21 protein-coding genes, 1 tRNA gene and 1 pseudogene are annotated in these 23,733 nt (G+C 69.6%); 18 read left to right on the forward strand and 5 right to left on the reverse strand.

Annotated features, from left to right (window positions below):
- From SPR02S_RS55365 to SPR02S_RS08075, 9 genes and pseudogenes are all read left to right on the forward strand, one after another.
- A pseudogene (locus SPR02S_RS55365) lies at positions 1–240 on the forward strand (hypothetical protein); the annotation flags it as partial.
- 79 nt (positions 241–319) lie between these two features.
- Positions 320–490, forward strand: coding sequence for a hypothetical protein (locus SPR02S_RS62915; RefSeq protein ID WP_019056433.1), 171 nt, complete (start codon positions 320–322; stop codon positions 488–490).
- 117 nt (positions 491–607) lie between these two features.
- Positions 608–2,725: an FtsK/SpoIIIE domain-containing protein gene (locus SPR02S_RS08045; protein WP_019056434.1), complete on the forward strand. Its 2,118-nt coding sequence runs from the start codon at positions 608–610 to the stop codon at positions 2,723–2,725.
- Between the two features lie 207 nt (positions 2,726–2,932).
- Entirely contained in the window at positions 2,933–3,409 is a 477-nt protein-coding gene (locus SPR02S_RS08050; protein ID WP_019056435.1) for a hypothetical protein, read from the forward strand.
- A gap of 86 nt (positions 3,410–3,495) precedes the next feature.
- Positions 3,496–4,359 (forward strand): bifunctional DNA primase/polymerase, encoded by an 864-nt coding sequence (locus tag SPR02S_RS08055; RefSeq protein WP_026150334.1) that lies wholly within the window; start codon positions 3,496–3,498, stop codon positions 4,357–4,359.
- A gap of 2 nt (positions 4,360–4,361) precedes the next feature.
- Complete coding sequence (locus SPR02S_RS08060) at positions 4,362–5,837, forward strand: AICE element replication initiation protein (RefSeq protein ID WP_026150335.1); 1,476 nt, start codon at positions 4,362–4,364, stop codon at positions 5,835–5,837.
- A 468-nt stretch (positions 5,838–6,305) separates the two neighbouring features.
- Complete coding sequence (locus SPR02S_RS08065; protein WP_019056439.1) at positions 6,306–6,572, forward strand: helix-turn-helix domain-containing protein; 267 nt, start codon at positions 6,306–6,308, stop codon at positions 6,570–6,572.
- Between the two features lie 85 nt (positions 6,573–6,657).
- On the forward strand, positions 6,658–7,914 hold the full coding sequence (locus SPR02S_RS55370; protein WP_019056440.1) for a tyrosine-type recombinase/integrase: 1,257 nt from the start codon (positions 6,658–6,660) through the stop codon (positions 7,912–7,914).
- A 242-nt stretch (positions 7,915–8,156) separates the two neighbouring features.
- Positions 8,157–8,531, forward strand: a complete 375-nt coding sequence (locus SPR02S_RS08075; RefSeq protein WP_019056441.1) for a hypothetical protein — start codon at positions 8,157–8,159, stop codon at positions 8,529–8,531.
- Between the two features lie 20 nt (positions 8,532–8,551).
- On the opposite strand, the gene SPR02S_RS08080 is transcribed toward SPR02S_RS08075, so the two are convergent.
- From SPR02S_RS08080 to SPR02S_RS08100, 5 genes are all read right to left on the reverse strand, one after another.
- Positions 8,552–9,163, reverse strand: a complete 612-nt coding sequence (locus tag SPR02S_RS08080; RefSeq protein WP_158697792.1) for a hypothetical protein — start codon at positions 9,161–9,163, stop codon at positions 8,552–8,554.
- Positions 9,164–9,236: 73 nt separating this feature from the next.
- Positions 9,237–10,643 (reverse strand): Cys-Gln thioester bond-forming surface protein, encoded by a 1,407-nt coding sequence (locus tag SPR02S_RS08085; protein ID WP_019056443.1) that lies wholly within the window; start codon positions 10,641–10,643, stop codon positions 9,237–9,239.
- Between the two features lie 288 nt (positions 10,644–10,931).
- Positions 10,932–11,435 (reverse strand): single-stranded DNA-binding protein, encoded by a 504-nt coding sequence (locus SPR02S_RS08090; protein ID WP_019056444.1) that lies wholly within the window; start codon positions 11,433–11,435, stop codon positions 10,932–10,934.
- A 176-nt stretch (positions 11,436–11,611) separates the two neighbouring features.
- Positions 11,612–13,627 (reverse strand): YfjP family GTPase, encoded by a 2,016-nt coding sequence (locus SPR02S_RS08095; RefSeq protein WP_019056445.1) that lies wholly within the window; start codon positions 13,625–13,627, stop codon positions 11,612–11,614.
- 3 nt (positions 13,628–13,630) lie between these two features.
- Positions 13,631–15,238 carry a dynamin family protein gene (locus SPR02S_RS08100; protein ID WP_026150337.1) on the reverse strand — a complete coding sequence of 536 codons (1,608 nt, stop codon included), beginning with the start codon at positions 15,236–15,238 and terminating at the stop codon, positions 13,631–13,633.
- Between the two features lie 322 nt (positions 15,239–15,560).
- Between SPR02S_RS08100 and SPR02S_RS08105 the strand changes: the two genes are divergently transcribed.
- From SPR02S_RS08105 to eccD, 9 genes are all read left to right on the forward strand, one after another.
- Positions 15,561–15,633: transfer RNA gene (locus SPR02S_RS08105), tRNA-Arg, on the forward strand.
- Positions 15,634–15,865: 232 nt separating this feature from the next.
- The gene (locus SPR02S_RS62920; RefSeq protein WP_158697793.1) at positions 15,866–16,090 is read left to right on the forward strand and encodes a hypothetical protein; all 225 of its coding nucleotides are present in this window, start codon (positions 15,866–15,868) and stop codon (positions 16,088–16,090) included.
- 858 nt (positions 16,091–16,948) lie between these two features.
- On the forward strand, positions 16,949–17,281 hold the full coding sequence (locus SPR02S_RS08110) for a hypothetical protein (RefSeq protein WP_026150338.1): 333 nt from the start codon (positions 16,949–16,951) through the stop codon (positions 17,279–17,281).
- 68 nt (positions 17,282–17,349) lie between these two features.
- Positions 17,350–17,661, forward strand: coding sequence for a pore-forming ESAT-6 family protein (locus SPR02S_RS08115; RefSeq protein ID WP_019056448.1), 312 nt, complete (start codon positions 17,350–17,352; stop codon positions 17,659–17,661).
- 59 nt (positions 17,662–17,720) lie between these two features.
- A complete protein-coding gene (locus tag SPR02S_RS08120) occupies positions 17,721–18,119 on the forward strand; it encodes a DUF6507 family protein (protein ID WP_019056449.1) in 399 nt (132 codons plus the stop codon).
- A 2-nt stretch (positions 18,120–18,121) separates the two neighbouring features.
- Positions 18,122–21,079 (forward strand): hypothetical protein, encoded by a 2,958-nt coding sequence (locus SPR02S_RS64335; protein ID WP_019056450.1) that lies wholly within the window; start codon positions 18,122–18,124, stop codon positions 21,077–21,079.
- A gap of 22 nt (positions 21,080–21,101) precedes the next feature.
- On the forward strand, positions 21,102–21,956 hold the full coding sequence (locus SPR02S_RS59980; RefSeq protein WP_078622841.1) for a pentapeptide repeat-containing protein: 855 nt from the start codon (positions 21,102–21,104) through the stop codon (positions 21,954–21,956).
- A 108-nt stretch (positions 21,957–22,064) separates the two neighbouring features.
- The gene (locus SPR02S_RS59985; RefSeq protein ID WP_078622842.1) at positions 22,065–22,358 is read left to right on the forward strand and encodes a hypothetical protein; all 294 of its coding nucleotides are present in this window, start codon (positions 22,065–22,067) and stop codon (positions 22,356–22,358) included.
- A 52-nt stretch (positions 22,359–22,410) separates the two neighbouring features.
- The gene (gene eccD / locus SPR02S_RS08145) at positions 22,411–23,721 is read left to right on the forward strand and encodes a type VII secretion integral membrane protein EccD (protein ID WP_373283293.1); all 1,311 of its coding nucleotides are present in this window, start codon (positions 22,411–22,413) and stop codon (positions 23,719–23,721) included.
- Positions 23,722–23,733: the final 12 nt, after the last annotated feature.

The following is a 23,733-nucleotide window of genomic DNA, read 5'->3' on the forward strand; positions in this document are numbered from 1 at the left end:
ACGGTGACCGTGCTGGACGCGGTGGGCACCGGCGCGGACGGGTGCGAGCACCACGGCGCCCGCATCCTCGCCTCCCTGGACGGGGGCCGCGTCTACCCCCTGCCCGACGCCCCCGAGGATGCGGCGATCCGCGTGTTCAAGGCCGCCGACACGACCCGCCCCTTCTGCTGGCTCGACGGCCCGCGTATCGAGTCGTCCCAGCTCAGCCGTGCCGAGAACCGCGCCCGGCACCAGCGCTGAAGAGCGCCCACCCACCTGCGCCCTCACCCGTCCGTACCCCTGTCCCGGCAGCCTGACGGGCTGCCCTGGAGGAAACCCCATGGGCTGGAACTCCAAGCACCGCACCGAAGTGATCAGGCAAGACACCTCCGGCAGGCGCAGCTACTTCTTCCGCTGCTCCTGCGGACGGACCGGCAGCACGACCTCCAACAAGGGACTCGCCACGAAGCAGGCCAGCGACCACCGGATGGCCCGCATCCGCCGCCGCTGACACCCGCCGGCCACGCATGCCGGGGACGGCCCTCCCCCTGCCACGGATGCGGCAGCCCCGGCACCCCCTTTCTCCTCAACTCCCGCCCCCGAAGGGGCAGTCAGGAGCAGTCCCAGCATGTCCGAGAGTGTCGTACACCTCATCAAAACCCCGCCCGCCACCCCCGAGTCGGACGTGAGTCCCACGATCCTGACCGTGGTCCCCGACACCCCGCCCACGCCCCTGGTCCCCTTGTGGGTGCGCTCGGGACGTGCCGTGAAGCAGGCGGTCACGCACGAGAACACCAAGTCCGCAGCCCGTGCGGTGGCCCGGCACAGCCTCTACACGTTCAACGGCGGGCGGATCGTGGCCCGCCGCACGTGGGACGGGAAGACCGGGGCCCGCTACGAGCACATGATCCGCACGGCAGTAGCCGCGGGGAACCTGGAAGCGGCAGAGGAGTGGGAAGAGCGGTTGCAGCGCTTCCGCCAGGCCCGCCACCACCGCCGCATGGACCTCCTCCACTCCCCCGTGGAAGCCGCGAAAGGCATCGTGGTCGGCACCGGGGTGAGCGTCGGGGTGCTGGTCGCGCTGGGGATCGTGATGGCCGTCCACTCGGGGCGCCCGGTCGACGTGCTGACCCCGCTGGACGCCACGATCGATTTCATCAACCTGCTGATCCGGATCGTGCAGGTCGTATGGGGCCCGATGCTCACCATCGGCCCGTTCCTGGCCCTGCTCGCGCTGTGGGCCGTCGGCAGCAAGCAGCAGGCCGCACCCCAGTGGGCGCTGCCCGCCAACGTCCGCAACGGCGAGGGCGAGCCGATCACCCCCTCCATCGTGGTCAAGGCCCTGCGCGACCTCGGAGTACCCGCCCTGCGCAACGCCATCAAGGACATGGGCGACGCCGGCGCGAGCATGCTGGGTCCCATCCGGATTGCCGGATGCGGGGTCGAGGTCGACGTCACCCTGCCCTCCGGGGTGTCGACGATCGAGGTGCAGCAGCGCCGCCGCAAGCTTGCCGAGAACCTGTCCCGGCACGAGCACGAGGTGTTCATCACCATCCCCGAAGCCGCCCGCACCGTGCGGCTGTGGGTGGCCGACTCCGGGGCGCTGGACCAACCGATCGGCCCCTCCCCGCTGGTCACCGACGAGACGATGACCGCCGACTACGCCAAGGGCCGCGCCCCGTGGGGGCAGGACCTGCGCGGCGATGCCGCCGCGCTGAGCGTGTATCAGCGCCACCTGCTGATCACCGGGTTGTCGAACCAGGGCAAGACCGTCGCCCTACGCTCCCTCGCCCTGTGGCTGGCGCTCGACAAGTCGGTGCAGTTCCTGATGGGCGACCTCAAGGGTCTGGGTGACTGGGCCATGTTCGACGGCCTCGCCGACACGCTCATCCAGGGACCGACCGACGAGCACGTCATCCAGGTCACCGAGATGGTCGAAGGTGCCGTCGACGAGATGAACCGCCGGATGATGGCCGCCCCCGGCACCGTGTTCCCCGCGCTGATCGTGCTGGTCGACGAGGCGCAGGTGGCGTTCATGTGCCCGGTCAAGGACGAGGACAAGCGGCCCTACGGCGGCTCGAAGTCCAACTCCCGCTACTTCATGGCCGTCCGGAAGATCCACAACCAGGGCCGTGCCGTGAACGTGCTGATGTGGCAGGGCACCCAGGACCCCACCGACCAGAACCTCCCCAAGCTGGTCCGCGAGGGCGCCCACACCCGGGCCTCGCTCGCTCTCGGCACGGAGTCGCAGGCGCGGATGGCGCTGGGGGACAAGGCCGTCGACGGGGGCGCCGCCCCCAACCTGCTGCGCCCGGGCCTGGATCAGGGGACCCTCGTCGTCGCCTCGTCGGGCATCGACATTCCCAAGGGGCAGTCCTCCATCACGGTGCGCACGCACTACGTCGACGACGACGCAGCCGAAGCCATCATCGAGCGCGCCAAGGCCCTGCGCGACGGAGTCACCACCCTGCACGTCATCGACGCCGGTGAGGACCGCGACCCGCTCGCGGACATTGCCGGCGTGCTGGGAGACGCGCCGCGCGTGCTGACCCGGGACGTCCTCAAGCGGCTGACCGTGCTCGACGAGGACGCCTACGGCACCTGGACCAACGGCGACCTCAAGCGCGTGCTGGAAGCCGACGGGGCCGAGCCGTACAAGTCCGAGGGCGTCATGGTCGTCAGCCGTGACCGCGTCCTGCGCGCCCTCGCCAACCGGCCCGACGAGGATTCCGCTTCCGTCGGCTGACGGCAGGGAGCCACACCCCGGCGGGTCAGGGAGGCAGGGAGAACTCCCTGAACCCCTCCCTGACCCGCCTCCCTCGCCCTGACCTGCACAAATGATCGTTCAGGGAGTCAGGGAGGCCCGCAGGTCAGCACCCCTGAAACCCCCTCCACGACGCCCCCGGAAGGGGGTGTCCCTGCCTCCCTGACCCATGTTCGGAAGGGATTCCGCATGTACCCCGAGACCACCCCCGGCCACACCCAGACCGACCCCGGGATGACCGACGCGGAAGCCGCGAGCGAGGCTCGCCGGATCATCGCCGACGCCTACCGGCCCACCGCCTACCGCGACGACACCCCCGTCCCCGCCCGGGGCGACACCCCGCCGGTCGCGCAGCCGGGACGGCCCCCGATGAGCCAGGGCGCCACCGACGCGAGCGTGCTCATGCTCGCGGGCGGCGTCACCACCACCATGGTCGGCGGCACGGCGGCCGTGCTCATGTACGTCTCCCAGTTCGCCGACCCGCTCGTGTGCGCCCTCGTCTTCGGGGCCCCCACCGCCCTGGTCCTCGCGCTCGCCCGACTCCTCAAGGGCGCCAAGCCCGCCCCCGACATCCACCAGCACTACGACGGCCCGGTCTACCAGGACCAGCGCACCATCCACACCCGGACCACCGGCGTGTGGGCCAAGACCGATAACCAACAGTGATGCCAAGAGCGGCCCCCTATTCCGCCAAGAACCCGGGGCCGCTCTTGTCCAACCCGTCCTCAACAGACCTGTTGGAGGTCTCCAGCATGACCCAAACCACTGACATCCGGCGAGTAGCCCCGCTGCACACCGCGCTGACGCTCGCCGCGAACGGGGTCCCACCCCTGCCGCTGCGGGCGGGGAAGGTCCCGTTCGGCAACTGCCGTACCTGCGCGAAGAACGCGTGCGGCGGCCGGCCGAACATGAAGACCCCGGGACCTTGCATGTGCCCCGGCGTCTGCCACGCGTGGGCCGCCGCGACCACCGACCCGCGCGTCCTCAACTCCCCCCAGTGGGCGGCGGCATGGCGGAAAGCGGCGGCGGTCGCCTACCACCCCGGAGGCGCCGGGCTGACCGTCGTCGACCTCGACAACGCGGCGGCCATCGCGTGGGCTCGCGCAACGCTGCCCTCCACGAGGACCGTGGCGACGACTCGCGGTGAGCACTGGATCTACCGGGGCGTCATGCCCTCGCGCAACGACGTCCGGCCCGGGGTCGACATCAAGTCCCTTATGGCGTACGCCCGTTGGCTCGGAATCGGAAACGGCTCCATGGCCTCTCTGCCGGACGCTGTGCACACTCTGGCATTGAGGCAACCGTCCACGGCTCGCAGGGCGCTACAGGCCGCCTCAGCGCCTCTGAGGGGGCAGGGCGGGGTGTGCCCGCACCGTACGCCCGCCTTCCTGGACCGTGGCATCGCCATGGCGGAGCAGCGCATCACCGCCGCGCGGGAGGCGGTGCACACCACCGTGTACCGGACGTTCCTCGCGGTGCTGTCCACGCACGGGCGGTGCGGCTGCCTCACCGACGCCCATGCCGCGCGGCTGTTCACCGCCGCGCAGACCAAGGGCGAATCGCCGCAGCACTGCACGGACGCGTGGACCAACGCCCTGACCACGTTGGGACTGTGACCATGTCCGAGGACGAGAAGAACCCCGCGCGCGAGATCATCGCGGACTACGCGCAATCCCACTTCCGCTACTTCCGCACCGCTGACGGGACCGTGTACGCGCAGCGCAACGGCCACCCCGTGGCTCGCCCGATGCGCTCCCAGGGCACCACCGGTAGCCACCGGCAGGAACTCATGGTCGGCATGTACCGGGACGGGGTGGGCGTGTTCAACGGGACTGCGCTGAAAGAGGCGTTGGACCTGATCGAAGCGCTCGCGCTGTACGAGGACACGCACGCCGTGAACATCCGCGTCGCCCCCGGATACGACGGAGCGACCTGGCTGGACCTGGGACGCGACGACGGGCAGTCCGTGCGTATCCACCCCACCGGGTGGGAGATCACCGTGCCCGATCCGCAGGAAGTGTGCTGGCGGCGCACCCAGCTCACCGGGGAACTGCCCCTGCCCGTCAAGGACACGAACAGCAAGGGCATCGACCTGCTGATGCGGCTGTGCAACTTCGCCGGTGCGGAGACCGAGTGCCTGGCCGTGGCGTGGCTGATCGGCTGCCTCGGACCGTCCGTGCCCGTCCCCGCCCCCTTCCTCACCGGTCCCCAGGGCGCGGGCAAGTCCACGGGCGGGCGGATGCTGGTCCGGATCATCGAGGGGATGAGCGGTGACCTGCGTCGGGCACCGAAGGATGAAGAGAACCTGATCGCGGCCGTGGCGGCGGGATGGGTCACCGCGTTGGACAACCTCTCGCACATGACGCCTGACCTGTCGGATGCGATGTGCTGCATCGTCACCGGGGCGGAGAGCGTCAAGCGCGCCCTGTTCACGGACGGGGACGTGTTCCGCGTCGGCTACCGCCGGCCGCTGCTGCTGACCGGGATCGATGTGGGCGTCATCCGGCCCGACCTCGCCGAACGCCTGCTCCCGCTGCGGTTGGAGCGGCCCCGTGTGCGGCGTACCGAGGCGGAGTTGTGGGCGGAGTACGCGGAAGTGCTGCCCGTCGTGCTCGGCTCGCTTTTGGATCTCACGGTCAAGGTCCGCGCGGTCGCGGCGGAGACGCCCACTGATCTGCGGATGGCGGACTTCGCGCACCTGTGCGCGCAGCTCGATGCGGCCACCGGGCTCGGGGCGCTCGCTGCCTACCGGGCCCGTCTGGATGATCTGAACGACGACGTGATCGAGGGCGATCTGTTGGCACAGACCGTCCTCCGGCATGCAGACACCATCGAGCCGGGCACGGCGCAGCGCATGCCCTCCACGGAGTGGCTGCACTGCCTCAGCCGCCTCTACAGCGGCGACGACTGCCGTCCCCTGCCCAAGGGGTGGCCGACCACCGGCAAAGTCCTCTCCGACCGTCTCAAGCGCCTACAGCCCACCCTCGCCGCCCGGGGTGTCCTCGTCGACACAGGCCGCACCAGCGAAGGCAGGTACCTCGAAATGGCCCGCCCCGCCGCACCGCCCCCGTACGAGCAGCAGCGGATGCCCTGACCGCGCTCCGCAGGCTCACCCGGACAAGCAAGAGGAGCACCATCCGGCGATGCGTGGGCGTGCTCTTCTTGCTGTTCGGGGCAGCGCCCCGCCCAAGGACGCGCCGCGTAGCGGCCCCTTCTCTGCTCTTTGAGAGCGGCTCCGACTACGACAGACACCCCCTCTTTGTCCTAAGAGGGGAAACGCTGCGTCATCTGCGTCATGCGAGCCGGAAAATGGCCCCTGACCTGCGATGACGGGCATGACGCAGACGGCCACGACTGCGTCATCCTGCGTCATCTGCGTCATGGACCGCGTCACCGATGACGCAGCCCATGACGCACCCATGACGCAGGCCTCGCCCCCTGCGTCACGCAAAGCAGCAGGTCAGAAGCCTGAATGACGCTGATGACGCAATGACGCAGAAATCCGCACCTAGGACAAGCACCGCCCCCGCCCCCAGGACCGAAGCCCCGAAGGAGTCGCACCGTGGCTCGCCCCAAGCTGCTCGAACTCCCCGAACCCCCTGACCGACCGGACCCCCGCGCGATCCTCCGGGAAGGCCTCCCGGACCGCTACCTCACTGCCGACGACATCGCCGTGATCTTCAAGGTGCCCAAAGAGACCGTCTACCAGTGGCGCAGGAAGCACACCGGCCCGCCCGGATTCCGCATCGGCAAGTACATCCGCTACGACCCCGCCGCCGTGCATGCCTACGTCACCGAACGCATGGCCGACGACCGCACCGCCGCCTGAAACAGCCACAACCTCACAGCTCAGTACCCCAGGGAGGGCCATGGTGTGGCCCTCCCTGCCCATGCCCCGAAAGGAACGCCCCCGCATGGCAGGCCACATCCAAGACCGCTGGTACAAGACCGAATCCGACGCGAACGGCAAGGCCACCCGTGTTCGTTCCGACCGCTACGGCATCGGCCTGCGCTACCGGGCCCGCTATGTCGGCCCGGACGGGACCGAGCAGTCCAAGAGCTTCCCCGACCGTCAAAAGGCGCTCGCCGAGAAGTGGCTGAACCGGATCAAGACGGACATGGACGAAGGCCAGTACATCGACCCGAAGGCCGGACAGATCACGTTCCGGGAGTACGCGGAGAAGTGGTTGGGAGGGCTGACAAGCGACCAGGGCAGTCAGGAAGTCGTGCGCAGGCGCATCCGGCTGCACGCAGTGCCCTACCTGGGGAAGCGTTCGATGGGTTCGTGCGAGCCGGAGCACATGCGAGCCTGGTTGAACAAGCTCGCATTGGCCGTGCCGAACGGAACCTACCGCCGCGCGATCTACGACTCGGTGTCGTCGCTGTTCAATGCGGCAGTGGACGACAAGGTGATCAGGTCGAACCCCTGTCACCCCAAGTCGGTCAAAGCCCCCGTCCCCGAGCCCCGGCTGATCAAACCGTGGACCAGGGAACGCGTCTTGGATGTGCGCGCGGGGCTGCCCGGTCGGTACGCGGCCACCGTGGACGTCGGCGGGGGCTGCGGACTGCGTCAGGGGGAGATCTTCGGCCTCGCTGAAGACAACCTCGACTTCGCTACCGGTTGGGTGCACGTCCGCCAGCAGGTCAAGAGGGTGGGCGGCACGCTGGTCTTCGCCCCGCCCAAGCGGGGCAAGCTCCGGGATGCGCCGCTCAGTCCGGTGGTGGGGATGGGACTCCGTGAGCACATGGAAGAGTTCCCGCCCGTCGCAGTGACGTTGCCGTGGAAGACACCGGACGGCCCGTTGGTGACGTTCAAGCTCATCTTCACGAGCGGCGCAGACAAGGCGATCTGGCGCAGCTACTTCGACGACTACGTCTGGAAGCCCGCGCTCGCCCATGCGGGCGTCATCCCTCCCAAGGAACGGGGCAAGCGCTACGCTGCCGCTCCGGATGACGGCATGCACGCGTTGCGGCACTTCTACGCGTCGGTGGTCCTGGAAGGTGGAGGGAGCATCAAGGCGTTGAGCACCTACCTGGGACACTCCGACCCCGGATTCACGCTGCGGATCTACACGCACCTGATGCCGAGCAGCGAGGCGAAGGCCCGGGCTGCGGTGACCTCCGTGTTCCAGCGCATCCATCCGGTGGCGGACCTCCCGGCAGCGGCCTGACGGCCCACAGACGGCCCACGGCCCCAAGACGACCCCTGCCCGACGGTTCCGCCGCTGGTCAGGGGCCCTTTTGTGCTTCAGCGCCGCCAAAAGTAGTCCATCTTGCCTGAGGTCCCGGCTTGGGTGGTAACTCGTTTGGCCGGGGGGCTGTGAGCTGGGGGTTCGGGGGACGGCTTGTGGGCGGGGTCGTGAGGCGGGTCGGTGGTGGGTGCACGGGGGTGAGCGGGGAGCATGAGGGGAGCATGAGTGGGGGCAAGCCCGAGGCCGAGGAACGGGAACTGTTGGTCCGGCTGCTCGTCGGCGACGACGAAGCCTCCGTGGCCGCCTCGGAGGCCCTCTTGGGCGGCGCCGCCCATGCCGTGTGGGACGGGACCTGGCCGGCCGAGCGGTATGCCCACACCTATGCGGTCAGGCTCCGGCACACGCGCCGGACGGGCGTCGAGACCCTGAGCCTTGAACGGGCGGTGCGGCTGCTCGGCCTGCACGGCCGGCCGGTGCGGCTCGGGCAGATCACGGCTGCCGACGGAGCGTGGATCCACCTGCTCTTCCTCACCGAGGACGGCGACGCGCTGGTGGCCTGCACCGGCGTACGGCGGGCGACGGGCTCACCTCCGTGAGCCGGTGAGCGTGGCCGGCCTCACCACCCGCAGTCGATGTCGGTCATTCCTCCTCGGAGCACCGGATCGGTACTCGTACCGCTGATCACCAGCAGCCCGCCGTCCTGCTCCCAGTCCAACTCGTACGCGCCGTCGGCGATGGGCCGGTACCCGTCGTCGACCACCCAGGAGCCCGCCTCGCCCAGCGCCAGGCCGGTGCGCCCCACCGCGTACGCCTCGCCGTTGCCGATCATGAGGAACGACGTCTCCCGCACCACGGCCGTACAGCCGCCAGGGCCCGTGGGGCGCAGCACGTAGTACCGCGCGTCCAAGTCGCCCACCGCTCCCCAGGCGATACCGAGCGTCCCCACGCCGATCAGCACGGCGCTCATCGGTGACACCCACCTCGCTCGTGTCCCCGCGAGCCGCGTGGCCTGCGCCCGTCCGGCCGCCCGGAGGAAGGTCCACCACAGGGCGAGGGCGAGCACGAAGAGAACACCGCTCACCTCCCAGTCGGGGACCACGTGCCCCCACACCAACAGCAGGAGGTCGCTCCAGCTGGCCCAGGCGGCGAGAGCGAGGCTCCCGACTCCCGCCGCCGTGAAGGTGCCGGGCGACAATCCCTCGCCGTGCCGTATTCCTGCTTCGGTCATGGCGGGTACGACTCCCCGGACGCGCCGACAGTTGCGCCGGGAACCGGAGAACCGCTGGGCGGTCGCTGTCGCCTCAGCCCTGACCGGGCTTGCGGTCCCGCAGCAGGACGAGGGTCGTGGCGCCGATGCCGACCAGGCCGAGGGCGAGGACCGTGATCATCGGGGTGATGCCGGAACCGCCGGTCTCGGCGAGGTTCGTGTCGACGGTGGTGCCGCCGACCGTCGCGGGGCTCGGCTCGCTGAGCGTCTGCGTCACGGCACCGCCCGCGTCGCTCTGCGTGCGGCAGTCGAGGACTCCGGCGAACCGCTTCGCGTAGCCGTTCGGCGCCGTGATCGTGAAGTCGTAGACCTGGTCCTCCTGGAGCGGGATCGTCACCGTCGCGGACTTCCCGGCGTCGATGCCGTGCTCGACGCCCATCAGCTCGAAGGTGAACGTCTCGTCGCCCTGGTTGGCCGCGGTGACGTCCAGGCCGCCGTCGGCGCAGTTCTTCTGAGCCGACAGTGCCGGTACGGCACCGCTCTCCGCCCAGTCCGCGCTCGCGGCGGCGGAGACCGTCGACTCGCTGGAACCGGCGAGGATCTGCGTCTGGCTTCTGCTCTCGGAGGTGAAGGCCCGGCCGACCGGCACGGTGGTGGAGGCCTGCACGGTCAGGTCGGCGGACCCGGCCGTCGCGTCCTCGGGCACGTCGAAGAACACCTGGCTGCCGTCCGCCGCGGACGTGACGACCTTGCCGTCCTTGTCGACGATCCGCACCCCGGTCGTGGCGGCGTCCGCGGGCGGTGTCACCGTCACCCCGCTCGCGTTGGTGTGCACGGTCACCGGGCCGAGCCGCTCACCGGGGTGCCCGGAGACCGCGGGCGGGTCGAGGGTCAGCGAGGCCTGCGGCTCCGCCACGTTCCGCGCGCTCTTCTCCAGGTAGTCCGCGAGCTTCTCGGCCTGCGGGTCGACCGCGTCGACGTCGGCGCCGTCCGAGTAGCGCCAGATGGCCACCTGCGTACCGGCCGCCGCGTCCTGCTCGGTCAGGCCCTTGGTGCCGGCCTTCGCGGAGAGCGCGGCGAGGTCGTTCACCTGCGGGTAGGAGTGCTGCAGGATCCAACGGATCTTGCCCGCGCTCTTGTTGGCGCCCAGCGACGTGCCGCTCCACGCGGTCTCGTGGTACTTGGCGTCCCGCTGGGTGGGGTTCTGGAGATCGACGCAGTACGTCTGGAGGGTGCCGCCGCCGTCCACGGACATCTCGAACAGGCCCGCGGAGACCTGCTGGTCGCCCGTGTCCGCGTGGATCACGGCCTCGCCGTACGTCTTGAGTCCGCCTATCGTCGCCGTCGCCCCGCCCTGGGTCTGCGGTGTCTCGTCGGCGACGGCCGGGCCGGCGCCGGCCAGCACTCCGGCGGCGACGAGTCCGCACGTCCAGGTCGCGGCGACGAGGCGCACGGCACCCCGGCGACCGCGCAGGGACAGCGCGGGGAACGCAGACAACACGGACAACGCAGATGACACGGAATTCCCCTTCGAGCAGGACCCGTCGACGTGGGGGTGCGGTCCCACCAGCAGAATCAGAGCACCGGGAACTGTGCCCGAGCTATGCCCGGCATCCTAGGGACGCGGGCGCACCGCCTTCTCCAGTCGGGTCATCGGATAACCGATCCGACTCGGAATCGTTATCCCCAAGATCGCCTGCGAGCAGGGCTTATCGACAAATCCACCGGGTCTTTCGGAGCGCATTCATCGATAAGCCGCAGTTCGATCAGCTCGGGGCATTCACTGACATCACGTCACCACGAGCGGCTCTGCCCGGTGTTGGTCGGCGGAATCGGCACGGGTGGCGGAATCGGCGTCCGAATCGCCGGCCGAATCCCCTCCCGGTGTCTCCCAGTTGGGCTCCGGCCGGGGCGGAGAGGCCGCCGTCTCCTGCTTGTTGGCCCGGCGGAAGGCCGAGGTGCCGCGCGCCAGGTCGTGACCGATCGCCACAGCGTCGATGTCCGCCGAGGACCAGTTCGGCTGTCCCTCGCGTACTTCCGTCCGCACCTTCAGCCGGCCCTGGACGACGACGGGGTCGCCGACCGACAGCGACGCCGCCACGTTCGTGGCCAGTTGGCGGTTGGCCCACACCGTGAAGAAGTTGGTGTGGCCGTCCGTCCAGACGCTCTTCTCGCGGTCGAAGTAACGCGAGGTCACCGCGAGCCGGAACCGCGCCGACGGTCCCGTCGCCAGATCCCGGTACATCGGCTGGGTCGCCACATTCCCGACCGCGCAGATCGTGGTGTCGTTCATCGCTCATCCCTCCCTGGCCCGGCCCCGCGAGGCCGGGCGGAAACGCGTACGGGCCCGTCCCGTACGGCTGCAGTCAGACTGCCTCCGCCGAGCCGGGCCCGCTGAGCCCTGTGGACCACCGCCCACCTGTGGAAAACCTCATCACCCGGACGAGCGAACGACGTCCGGACCCCGGTTCACCCGGCCCCGATGCCCGCCCCCGTGACCCGCCCGTACTGCTCCCGCACCTCCCGGTACCGCAGCAGCTCCGCGGCCAACGGATCGAGCACCCGCGCCCGTCCACACCCCGCGGCCGCCTCCCGCAATCGCCGCTCGGCGTCGAGGCCGTAGCGCCGGGCGGGACCGCGGGCCGCGAGCCGGCAGCTCCATTCGACGAGCGGGCCGCCGATGATGCCGGCCACCATCAGCAGCACCGGCACCCCGAGATTCGGTGCCATGAACCCGATGATCTGGCCCACCAGCCACAGCCCGCCGACGACTTGGAGGATCGTCATGGACGCCTGCGCCAGTACGGCCGCCGGCCACCACCCCGGCCGCGGTGGCCGCCCGACCGGCAGCCCGGCCCGCGTCGCCAGCTCGTCCAGCGCCTCGGGCAGCCCCTGCGCCCCGCGTACGGCCGCCTCCCGCACCGCCTGTGCCCACGGCGCCGGCAGCCCGCCGGAGGCCCGGTCGGCGACCGTACGGACCGCCTGTTCGACGCGCTGGCGTGCCGTGGCCTCCTCGTCCGCCTGGGCGCGGACCTGTAGTCGGCCGGTCGCGGGTTCACGCCGGTCGTTGTACCAGCGCCACAGCCGCAGCCAGGGCGTGCCGCAGGCGCGGTTGGCGTTGCGCAGCCAGGCGCGTTCGGCCGCCTCGCCCGCCGCGGTGGCGCCCACCGAGTCCGCGAGCCGCGCGGCGAACTCGTCCCGCGCCTCCTCGCTGAGCCCGGTGCGCCGCCCCGTGGCGTACACGGGTCGCAGTCGCCACGCGGCGGCGTCGACATCGGCTGAAATTCGCCGTGCCGCTGCTCCACGATCCGCCACGAACTGGCCCAGAACCTCGCGCAGTTCGGGGATGCCGTCCCCGGTGAGCGCGGACAGGGAGAGCACGGTCGCGCCGGGTTCGCCGTACTCCCCCAGGGCGATGCCGTCCTCGTCGAGCAGTCGACGCAGATCGTCGAGGACCTGGTCGGCCGCCTCCCCGGGAAGCCGGTCGATCTGGTTGAGGACGACGAACATGACCTCCGCGTGACCCGCCATCGGCCGCAGATAACGCTCATGGAGGATCGCGTCGGCGTACTTCTCCGGGTCGACGACCCAGATGACCGCGTCCACGAGGGCCAGCACCCGGTCCACCTGCTCGCGGTGCGCCACGGCCGCCGAGTCGTGGTCGGGCAGGTCCACCAGGACGAGCCCGCGCAGCTGGGCCTCCATCTCGGCGCTCTGCAAGGGGCGTCGGCGCAGCCGTCCCGGAATGCCGAGCCGGTCGATGAGGGTGGCCGCGCCGTCGCTCCAGCTGCACGCGATGGGCGCGGCGGTGGTGGGCCGTCGTACGCCCGTCTCCGAAATGGCCACTCCGGCGAGCGAGTTGAACAGCTGCGACTTGCCGCTGCCGGTGGCGCCCGCGATGGCGACCACGGTGTGCTGCCCGGAGAGCCTGCGCCGCGCCGCCGCCTCGTCGAGCACCCGCCCCGCCTCCGCGAGGGTCCCGCTGTCGAGCCGGGTCCTGGAGAGCCCCACGAGTTCCCGCAGCGCGTCGAGACGGGACCGTAGCGGCCCGTCGTACGCCAACGGGGCCGGGACCTGCGCGGTGTGGTGCGCGGCGTGCACGGCCTGCGCACGGGAGGCCCTGATCTCCACGGCGGCGGCCTGCTGCGCGGCGGTGGTCTCGTTGACCCGCCGCGCGATCAGCCCGTCGTCCCAGGAGCCGGTCGCTTCCTCGGGGTCCGTGGGGCTCGACGGGTTCGCCGGGTTCGCCGGGTCTGCGGATGCCTTGGATTCCGTACGACCGGAGGTGTCGGCCGACACGCGCGCGTGGTCGTCGGCGTCCTCCGGGTCACCCACTTCCGCCGCGTCCTTCGCGTCCGGCGCGTCCTCTACGGGGAGGCGGTTACCGGATGTTCCCTCTGAACCGCCCTCTACAGGGGAGGGATCGGCGTGATCCATCTCGTCCGTGTGTTCGTCCGTGTGGTCCTGGTCAGTGACGGCAGTCACCGGTCACCTCTCCTTCTGCAGTACGGACAGCGCGGCGATGAGTTCGGCCTGGGGTTCGGGGTGCACGTCGAGGGCGTCGAGCGGGGCGAGCCGGCGTTCGCGCTCGGTGTGCACGACCCGGTCCAGATGGTCGTTGAGCAGACGCCCGGCGCGGTCGCGCAGCCGCAACGCGCCGTGGGCGCCGATCCGTTCGGCGAGCCCCTCACCCGCGGACCGCGCCCTACGGCCGCCCAGCAGCGCGGTGGCGACCAGGGCGGCGACGACCTCGGGGTCGGACGCGATACTCCGGTCGAGGTCGGCCACCTCCTCCTCGGCGTACTCCTCCAGCTCGCGCCGCCACCGCCGTACGGCCATCCCGATGCGGTGCTCGGCGCTCTCCAGCGACGGATCGCGCTCGGTGAGTTCTGGGGCGCCCGCAGCCGGTTCGCGGCGCCAGGCGTCCTCCACGCGCTCGTCGGCGGCCGTGACGGCGCACAGCAGCAGTGCGGCGAGGCTCTCCGCGAGGGCGTCGAGGAGCTCACCGGCGGAGCAGTCGAGCGGGAAGGCACGCCAGCGCTTCAGCGCGTCCCCGGCGAGCACGGCCCCGGCCTGCAACCGCCCCCGCACACGCGCGTGCTCGCTGTCGTACGCCCCCTCGACGGCGGCCGTGAGCCGTAGCGCGGCGGCGTACTGGGCGGCGGCGGCACTGGCCAGTTCGGGCATCCGCGACTTGAGGGAGTCGAGGACGCCGTAGGCCGTGCGTGCCATCGACTCCTGCCGGGCGCCCGGGTCCTGGGTCTGCTGCACGAGCCAACTCCGCAGGGTGGCCACGGCACTGGCCGGAAGCAGCCCCCCACCCCAGGCGGATTCGGGCAGTTCGGGCACCGTGAAGCGGGGTACGTCGCCGAGGCCCGCCTTGGCGAGCAGGGCGCCGTACTGTCGCGAGACCTCGGACACGACCTGGTGGGGCACCCGGTCGAGGACGGTCACCAGGGTCGCGTTGTGCTCCTTGGCCGTGCGCAGCAGATGCCAGGGCACGGCGTCGGCGTAGCGGGCGGCCGTGGTGACCATGACCCAGATGTCGGCCGCGCAGATCAGTTCGGCGGCCAGCACCCGGTTGTCGGCCACCAGGGAGTCGATGTCGGGCGCGTCCAGGAGGGCGATCCCGCGCGGGAGGGTGTCGGCGGTCTCGATCCGCAGCACACGCATACCGTCCTCACCGGGGAGGAGCAACTCGTCCCCCGGGTCCTGATGGGGCACCCACACGCGCGTGAGGTCGGGCAGCACCCGCATGCCGCTGAACCAGTGATGGTCCTCCGGGTGGCAGACCAGCACCGGTGTGCGGGTCGTCGGCCGCAGCACGCCGGCCTCGCTGACCCGGCGCCCGACAAGGGAGTTGACGAGGGTCGACTTGCCCGCGCCGGTGGAACCGCCCACCACGGCCAGCAGCGGTGCTTCGGGCTCTTTCAGGCGGGGCACCAGATAGTCGTCGAGCTGGGCGAGCAGTTCGTCGCGGTTGGCACGCGCGCGTGGAGCCCCCGCCAGGGGCAGCGGGAAGCGTGCGGCGGCGACACGGTCGCGCAGGGCGGAGAGTGCGTCGAGCAGCTGAGGCCGTACGTCCAAGGTCACCACATGTGAAGAATGCCCAATTTTGGGGGAATTCTGAAGCATATGCGCATGCCTGCGCGCCGACGGAACACAACGGACGGAAGGGATGACTGGGGCAAGGGCACAGTCCAGGCATAACGAGTGCACAACACCCGTGGCGCGGGGCACCAAAAGCGATGCACGATTCGTACCTGCCTGCGATTATCAGGACCGCTTCACTGAACCTCCACATCGAGCCACGGAGGTGAAGCAACAGGGACAAGGACCCGGGAGCCCTATCCTTGTCCCCGGCAACGTCACGGACCGGCCCACACCCGGGCACACCACGACCGAGGCCACACACCCGGCCCCCGTAGCTCAGTGGATAGAGCAGGCGCCTTCTAAGCGCTTGGCCGCAGGTTCGAGTCCTGCCGGGGGCGCCCAGCTGTAATCCACGTTTTTGCAGGTAAGGCACCTTCCCCCAGCTACCGACGGCCCCGCCTTCCGGTCGCACGTTGCCCTCTTCCCCGCAGAAGGCTTCCGATGCTCTGCATGGGTATCGCCCAGACAGACGCACCTTTCAGTGCTTCCGCTGTGCAGCGGCCTTCCCGGAATCCGCCTCCGTCCCGCACCGGTGTGCTACGGCAAGACTTCGGCATCAAGCGGGGGTGCGTGTCCGACCCGCCGCTCCTCCAAGGTCCCTGCGGCCCACCAGACGGCCCGCCTCGCCCACCTTCCCGGAGACCTTCCGCGTCCCCCGCTCCCGACAACCGCACCACCCTGGCCGTCGCCTTCTTCGGTTCCGGCCTGATGGCCCTCGTCGCCGTCCAGGCGCCCGCGCCCATCCCCGCGCTACCCCTCGCCTGGGCCGCGCTGTACGTGTTCCTACGGCCCTGACTCCGGCGGACCCGCTCTGCCTCCTGCCTCACACGGGTAGCCGGCCTGGCGGGCCGCTGACCCGGCTCGGTACGGATCGGTGCGGCCCGCAGGTGGCCGGGGTGCAGAGGCTGGATCGTTCCAGTCCAACGGGCCTGCGGGCAGCGCTGATCCGCTGTGGGGCGCTGCCCGTGAGCAACAACTGCCGACCCGGGCCGCTCGTCCCGGAAGAAATGGCGAGTGTCTCGCGAGACGTTTCACCGGCCTGTCGGCGGAAGCGCGGTGACCGGGCGCACGCAGGTGTCGCACACCAGCAGGGCCACCACCTCTCTCCCGGCCGGCCGGGGTAGTCGGTCTTGCCCAACTGCCAGCAGCCCCTGGGGAGTACGCCGTGCACCCGGGATGGAACAGCGGATCGAGCAGGCCCTTCAGGAACGACTCGTGGCGCATCGCGAGAGCGTCGGCGCCGACCCGGCTGCCCGGAGCCTGCTGCCGGTGGGGGCCGTCGCTCTGGCCGCCCTCGCCCGTCTCGCGCGTAGCTGGCAGCTGGGCACCCGGCCCGCCTGTCTGCCCGAAGTGCTGATGAGTGCCTCGCGAACCCTCGGAGCCTTGCGCGGCACGTACGGGAGATGGTCTGTTGCCGCCTCGGGTGGCACCGCTGGACAGATCCGCACGAGGAGAGGAACACAAGGCGCACGAGGGGAAGTTGCCTTTGCGCCCACTCATGAACTAAATCACGCCACTTCAGTTCCTTTTACGTTGCGCCTGCAACGCGTGATGCGAGAAGCTGTTCGAAACGCTGTGAGCCATGGGCGGCGCAAGAGGACACCGTGGCAGACGAGTAGCCGTCATGCACAACACACTTACGGGGGTGGGTGAATGAAGTTCGACATGGGGTCGACGACCCTGTCGGATCTCGGCAAGAGCACCGTCGGTTCGAGCGACGACCTGGGCACGCTGATCAAACTCCTGATCCAGGCGGCACAGCCGCTGGAGGGGAAGTTCAACGGGGCAGGCAAGGCCGCCTTCGACACGTTCAAGGCGCATGCGGATGAGATCACGAACGAGTTGAACGGCTCACTCGGCGCGATCCTCGGCGGCCAGTCGGGTATGGACACCGCGTTCGGCACCGGCGATGTGGAGCTGGGCGACAACGCGCACCAGAACATGGGCGCCGCCAACTTCAACGCGGCCCGCTTCGGCGCGCGCTGACCGCCGCGGTCGGTAACCAAGTCCTCAAGTCGCCTTCACCATTGCTGTTTTCAAGGGGGAACCCGCTCATGGGTCAGAACCAGGACCGCCGTTCGTACGACATCGGCGCCTCCACCGAGGTCCAGGGCAGCCTCGCCGGCGTCATCGGCCAGTTGGAGCGCGTACTGACCGACCGCGACCGCGCGGTAAAAGCCGCGATGGCCGACTTCACCGCGGACGGCGTCGCCGACGAGTACCACGGCAAGGAGCTCCGCTGGCACAAGGCCGCCGGCGAGGTCCGCGAGATCATCCGGCTGGTCCGCTCGACGCTGGAGCAGAACGACGGGACCGCACAGTCGACGCTGGCCAAGGCGAAGTCGGCCGTCGACAACATCGGCTGACGCGGCGGCAGGCATACGCCGGTCAGATGCCCGGCAGCACGGGGACGAGGGGGAACGTTGTGACGAGGTGGGACATCCATCCGGCCGGGGTGTACGGCGTGCTGTCCAGGACGGGGACCGCGGCGAAGGACCTGTCCGACGCGGGTTCGGCGATGCAGGGCAACCTTGAGGAAGCGGCCTCCGCGGCCGGGACGCTGACCAGCCAGTACGGGCCGTACACGAGCACGGTCGGGTTGGTCGGTTCGGCACTGGGCCGGTTCGCGGAGCACTGGGGCCGGGATCTCCTGTACATCGCCAAGCGGACCTCGAAGTCCCTGGACGGAGCGGACGAGGCCACCCGCTTCTACCTGGCCGGCTCCCTGGAACAGGCGGAGAACGCTCAGCGGGAGGCGGCCAAGGAACCGAAGGTGGACATGCCCGGCGCAGGTGAGACGGGCCGTCACGCGGAGGGCAAGTAACGATGGGCGGCGAGGCGAAGCTCATCGATCCGTCCGGGATCCCGCACTTCATCGGCGACCTGGCCACGCTGGACACCGATGTGATGCTGCTGACCGCGGACGCGGGCCAGTTCCGTGCGTCCGGCTCGGATGTGCACACCGAGTTCCAGGGTCTGTCGGCGTTCTACGAGGCGCCGGAGGCGGAGCAGCTGTTCGCCACCACGCTTCCGGTGAAGGAGAAGTCGGACGCGTTCGCCGACGACCTGGAGAAGGTCGCCACGGCTCTGTCGGACTACGGCTTCGAAGTCCAGCCGCTGGTCGACAAGTTGGACGCGCTCAAGACCGACGCCACCGCGTTCGTGAACTCGGTCACCGGAGACGACGACTGGCGCAAGGACCAGGACAAGGTCGACCACAACAACGACCTGTGGCACGACGTCAACCACACGGTCGCCGCCTTCCAGGCCGCCGAGCGCACCGCCTACAACAAGATCATGGCGCTGATCGGCGGAACCGGACTGACCGCCGACGACGGCTCCCACGGCAAGAACATGTACGGCTACAACGCCGACGACCTCGACCACGCCGAGGAAACCCCCTGGGGCACGGCGGTCGAGCGCGAGTACGAGGGCTGGGCCTGGTTGGCCCACCAGTCCAAGCAGGTGTGGGACGGCATCTGGCACGACGGCGTCATCGCCACGATCCACGGCCTGGGCACCATGTTCGGCTCCGACGGCTGGGACGCGGCCGGCGAGGCCTGGAAGAACCTCGCCAAACTGGGCACCGCCTCCTGGCTCACCACCGCCACGCTGGGCGCCTGGTGGCTGACCCCGGACGACCAACTGCCCTCCTGGCTGCGCGATTCGCGCACGGTCTACAAGCAGACGGTGAAAGGCTTCGTCGCCTACGACCAGTGGAAGACCAACCCGGCCCGCGCGGCCGGCGCCTTCGGCTTCAACGTACTGACGGTGGTCGGCACCGAGGGCGTCGGCGGCGCGGCAAGCGGCGCGGGCAAGGCGGGTGCTGCGGCTCGCACCCTGTCGGTGGTCGGCAAGGTCGGCCGTGCCATCGACCCGATGACCTATATCGGCAAGGTGGGCAAGTTCGCCTTCGTCAAGGTCGGCGACACCTTCGCGACACTCAAGAATCTCCACACCGGCACATACCTGGACATGGCGAACCTCGGCGACAGGTACACCCCCGCCGAACACCCGGTGCCCCTCGCGGAACGGCCGGTCTCCGTGCCCGACAGCGCCATCGAGTACGTCGACGCCAAGGGCAACCCGGTCTATCTCACCCGGGACGGCCATGTCCTCGATGCGGACGGCAGCGTGCGTCAGCACGTCACTGAGGCCAGAACGGAACTGTCGGCCGACGACCGTACGATCCTGGACTCCGCCCCGCGCACGCCCGCAGCGGAGGCTCGCGTGCCCGAACCCGTTACAGTCCACGGCGGCGACAACCTGACCAGCACAGCCGCACACACCCCGGCTGGCGCCGCACCCCACCTGCCGAACGGCAGTACAGACGGTTTGACGCATGGCCCTTCCGCCAGCCACGAGACACCCGGTGCCCGCGGTCACTCCACCGGCCAAGGAGGCGGCGAGCATGCTCCCGGCGGCAGCCTCAGCCACGACACCGCCTCGGCGGGCGACCACACCTCCACCGGCCACGGAGCTCCTGGGGCGGGAGGCGAGGGCGGCACAACCCCGCCCAGCGGGGGTCACGACCTGCCTGGTGGCACGGCACCGGAGCCTCCTCGCGGCAACCTCCCGGACGGCTCGTGGGAGGGTGAGAACGGCCTTCACCTGTCGCCCGACGCGAACGCTGCGGCCGACGATTTCATCCGGCAGTCGACCCAGGCCGAGCCGCGCATAACCGACACCCTGCAGCAGATCACGCACAACGTTGACGACGGACGCCTGATCGGCCTTGAGTACCGGCTGAAGGGCGAGGACTCCCTGAAGCGGAAGCTCGCTACAGCTCTGCTCCGAAAGTCGAACGTAACGCCGGAAGGCGTGTTGAGCGGCATCAAGGACTCGGTCAGGTACACGGTCGAGTTCCCCTCCGCCAACTACGCACACGGCGTGCAAGAGGCCGTGGATACGTTGCGTAGCCAGGGGTTCGACAACGTCACTTTCAAGGACACCTGGAACAGTCCCGGATACAAGGGGATCAACTCCACTTGGCGGGATCCGGTAAGCGGTCGGGTATTCGAGGTGCAGTTCCATACGCCTGAGAGCTTCGCCGCAAAGATGGATGGGCACATCCTGTACGAAAAGGAGCGGCTGCCCGGAGTCTCCCCCGAGGAGCTCACCGCCATCCGAGCGCAACAAGGCGAGCTCTTCGGCAAGGTGCCGGTGCCGCATGGGGTCGAGGTAATCAACCTCGATCACGAATTGCCCACTGCTCACCCCTCCACGCATGCGCCTGACACCAGGCTCAGCCACACAAGCGACCAGTCCGTCCACGGAAATGGACCGCCCACAGAGCTGGCCCCCGCTGAGCGCACACTCCACGACTCACATCTCCATGAGCTGGCCGAGCGCTACCACGAGGACTTCGACCGGCTGAAGCAGGACCCCGACCACAAGGGCAAGGTCAGGCCTTCGGAGATGGACGAAGCTCGGGTCGCTCTCGACCTGCGCGAGTCCGGAAAGACCCCCTCAGATATCCAACGGCCTCCGGGCGCGGATCAGGGTGACCTCTATTCTCCTAGTACCGGCACCTTCTACGACATCAAGGGCGTCCACTCCGACTGGCCGCCGCTGAACAACGTTCGCGACAAATCTCTCCCGTTCAAGGGAGCCTACGACCCGGCGGACAATGGAACCTGGGTCCGGAAGCTCAATGATCAGATCGTGACCAGGGAACGCGTGGTTATTCTCGACATGCGCAATGCAAATCAAGCAGCGATCGACGATGTGAAGGCGATCGTCGAAGAGCACGGTTGGAGTGATCGAGTTGTCTGGTATCCGTGACGTGCGTCGACGCGTACGATCGATGCCCTCCGACCCCGATTCTGCTGCCGAGCTCACATCGTGGAGTGGGCAAGAGGACACCACTCTCGATCTTTCCGGCCTCGACGCATCTGGAGCTGATCTCAGCGGTGCTGACTTGGCCATGGGGCTCTTCACACAGAGCCGCCTTCCCGGCGTCATCCTGGTCGGTTCTGATCTGTACCGAGCCCACTTGGAAAACGCAGTTCTCGACCGTGCCGATCTCACCCGTGCATCGCTCGTCAAGGCAGTGCTCGACGGGGCAAGCATGCAAGCCGCCGTGTTGTCCGAGGCGAATCTGGGGAGTGCCGAACTCGCCGAAGTCGACGCACGCTTGGCTTCCTTCCGTACAGCACGACTCAACGGCGCCTCCTTCTTGAACGCACGTCTCGAAGGCGCCGACCTGACCGATGCGGCGGTGCAGGAAACAACCCTTGACGTACTGCTCGACGAACGCACTGTCGTGCGGGGTCTCTCCGGCACGGTGTACGGCCCGGCTCACATCGAGGAGCACGGCTCGCTCCGAGAACTGGCTGGCCTCGAACTCGAGCTATGGCTAAACCAACGTGGCGCCTCCGTCCAGGTCCTCAACTCACCGACAAACATGGTCACTTACTATGCGCTGGTCAGCGACGATTATCCGCGCAGCAGCCCCGAAGGCATCGTGCGCCGCCGCCGAGCCGGCGACTTCACGTCTGACGAAGCGTTTACTCGCAACCTGCGTTGGGAGCCGACTGAGTACCTGCGCCTGTACGAGCTGGGACACAACGACGACGAGCACGTGGAGATCACTGAGGAGGAAGCCCATCAGTTCATCTCCATGATTACCCGCAAGCTCAAGAACGAAGCGACCGACTGACATCAGGCCCCGCGCATGCCGCTTCCCTGCCCGTCTATCCGGTGACGGGCACCTCAACAAAGCATGCACCTGAGCGCCCGCGTCCAAGGGATCCAAAGGAATCGAGTCATGTCAGCCCAGGACTACGACAGTCAGCTCCTCGAGTCCATCTCGGTCCGGCGTCGGCGGCTACGAGATGCCGTCCTGTTCGGCGGCCAGCGGCAGCGGCGCACCGTGGACGAGCGGCTGGGCAAGGTGTTTGCGGGTGTGGTGATCGCTGCGGTGTTGTGCGCCGGTTGTGTGGGGTGGTCGTTCGTCTCGCATCGGGTTCTCGGCCAGAGTTCGAGTCCTTACGGGACCTCGACCACTGTGCCGTCCTCACCACCTGCCGAAACACCGGCCGGTGCGTCTACTACCCGATGATAGGTTCGAACGCGTGATATCTACGGGGGCATCGAGCCGTGCGGGGCTCGCGTTGAGCCGGGTCACTCTGGTCGGTGAGCACCGACGAGTCGATCTCGTGCTGCCGTCGCAGGAACCGATCGGGCGGCTGCTTCCCGAGGTGATGCGGCTGCTGGGCGATCGGGTGGGTGTGCGGCCGCAAACACGTCATCTGGTGGCGGGCGACGGCAGTGTCCTGGACCTGGATGCCACCTTGGAGTCGGCGGGCGTGGCAGACGGTGCGGTGCTGCGGCTCGTCCGGGTGGAGGACGCGCCGTCCGCTCCCGTCGTACACGATGTGACCGATGAGGCCGCCGACGATCTCGACGTACGGGCCTGGCGGTGGCGGCCCGCCGTGCGCCGCGTCGTCGCCGGAGGGGCGACGGTCGGGTGGGCGCTGGTCGCCTCCTTCCTCGCGCGGCAGGAGTTCGCCGCGCAGAGCGTCGGCGCTGTGCTGGTCGTTGTCGCCGTGCTCGCCGCGGTCGCGGGTGCCGTGCTCGGCCGGGCCGGGTTGCGCGGACTCGCCGGCACGCTCGTGGTGACCGGTGGCGTGTTGGGTGTGTTCGGAGTGTGGAGTCTGGCCGATGCCCAGGGCTGGTCGGGCGCGGTGCGGCTGGCCGGTGTCGCGGGGGTGGCGGCCGTCGCGTTGCTGTTGCTCGGATGGTGCTCGCCGCTGGGACGCGGTGGGGTGTTCGGGGCTGCCACGCTCGTCGTGGGCGGGGTGTGCTGGGAGCTTGCGCTCGTCTTCCAGTCGGCTGGGCGGGCCGGCGCGCTGCTCGCCGTCGTGTCGGTGGTCGTGCTGGGGTTGCTGCCTCGGTTCGCGTTGATGACGTCGGGGCTTTCGGGGCTCGACGACCGGCGCTCGGGCGGCGTGTCGGTGAGCCGGTATCAGGTGTCGACAGCGCTGGCGGCCACGCACCGCGGGCTGGCGCTCGCGACGGTGGTGACGGCCGTGTCCGCCGCGGTCGCCGGGGTGCTCGTGCTGCGTACGACCACGGTGTGGACGGCACTGCTCGCGGTGGCCGTGGCGCTGGTGCTCGCGTTGCGGGCGCGGGCCTATCCGCTGGTCCCCGAGGTCGTCGCGCTGCTCGTGGCGGCCGCGGTGGTGGCGGTTCGGCTGGCCTGGGTGTGGCAGGAGCGGTTCGGTGCGGCCGGTCCGCTCGCGGTGCTGGTGGTGCTGGCGGCCGTTCCGCTGGCCGTGCTCGCGGTACAGCCGCCCGAGCATGTACGGGTGCGGCTGCGCCGGTTCGGCGACGTGCTCGAGTCGGTCGGGGTGATCGCGCTGTTCCCGCTGGTGATTGGCGTCTTCGGGGTGTACGGGCGGCTGCTCGGCACCTTCGCGTGAGCGGGAGAGCGT

The organism is Streptomyces prunicolor NBRC 13075 (assembly GCF_000367365.1).
Taxonomy (GTDB): domain Bacteria; phylum Actinomycetota; class Actinomycetes; order Streptomycetales; family Streptomycetaceae; genus Streptomyces; species Streptomyces prunicolor.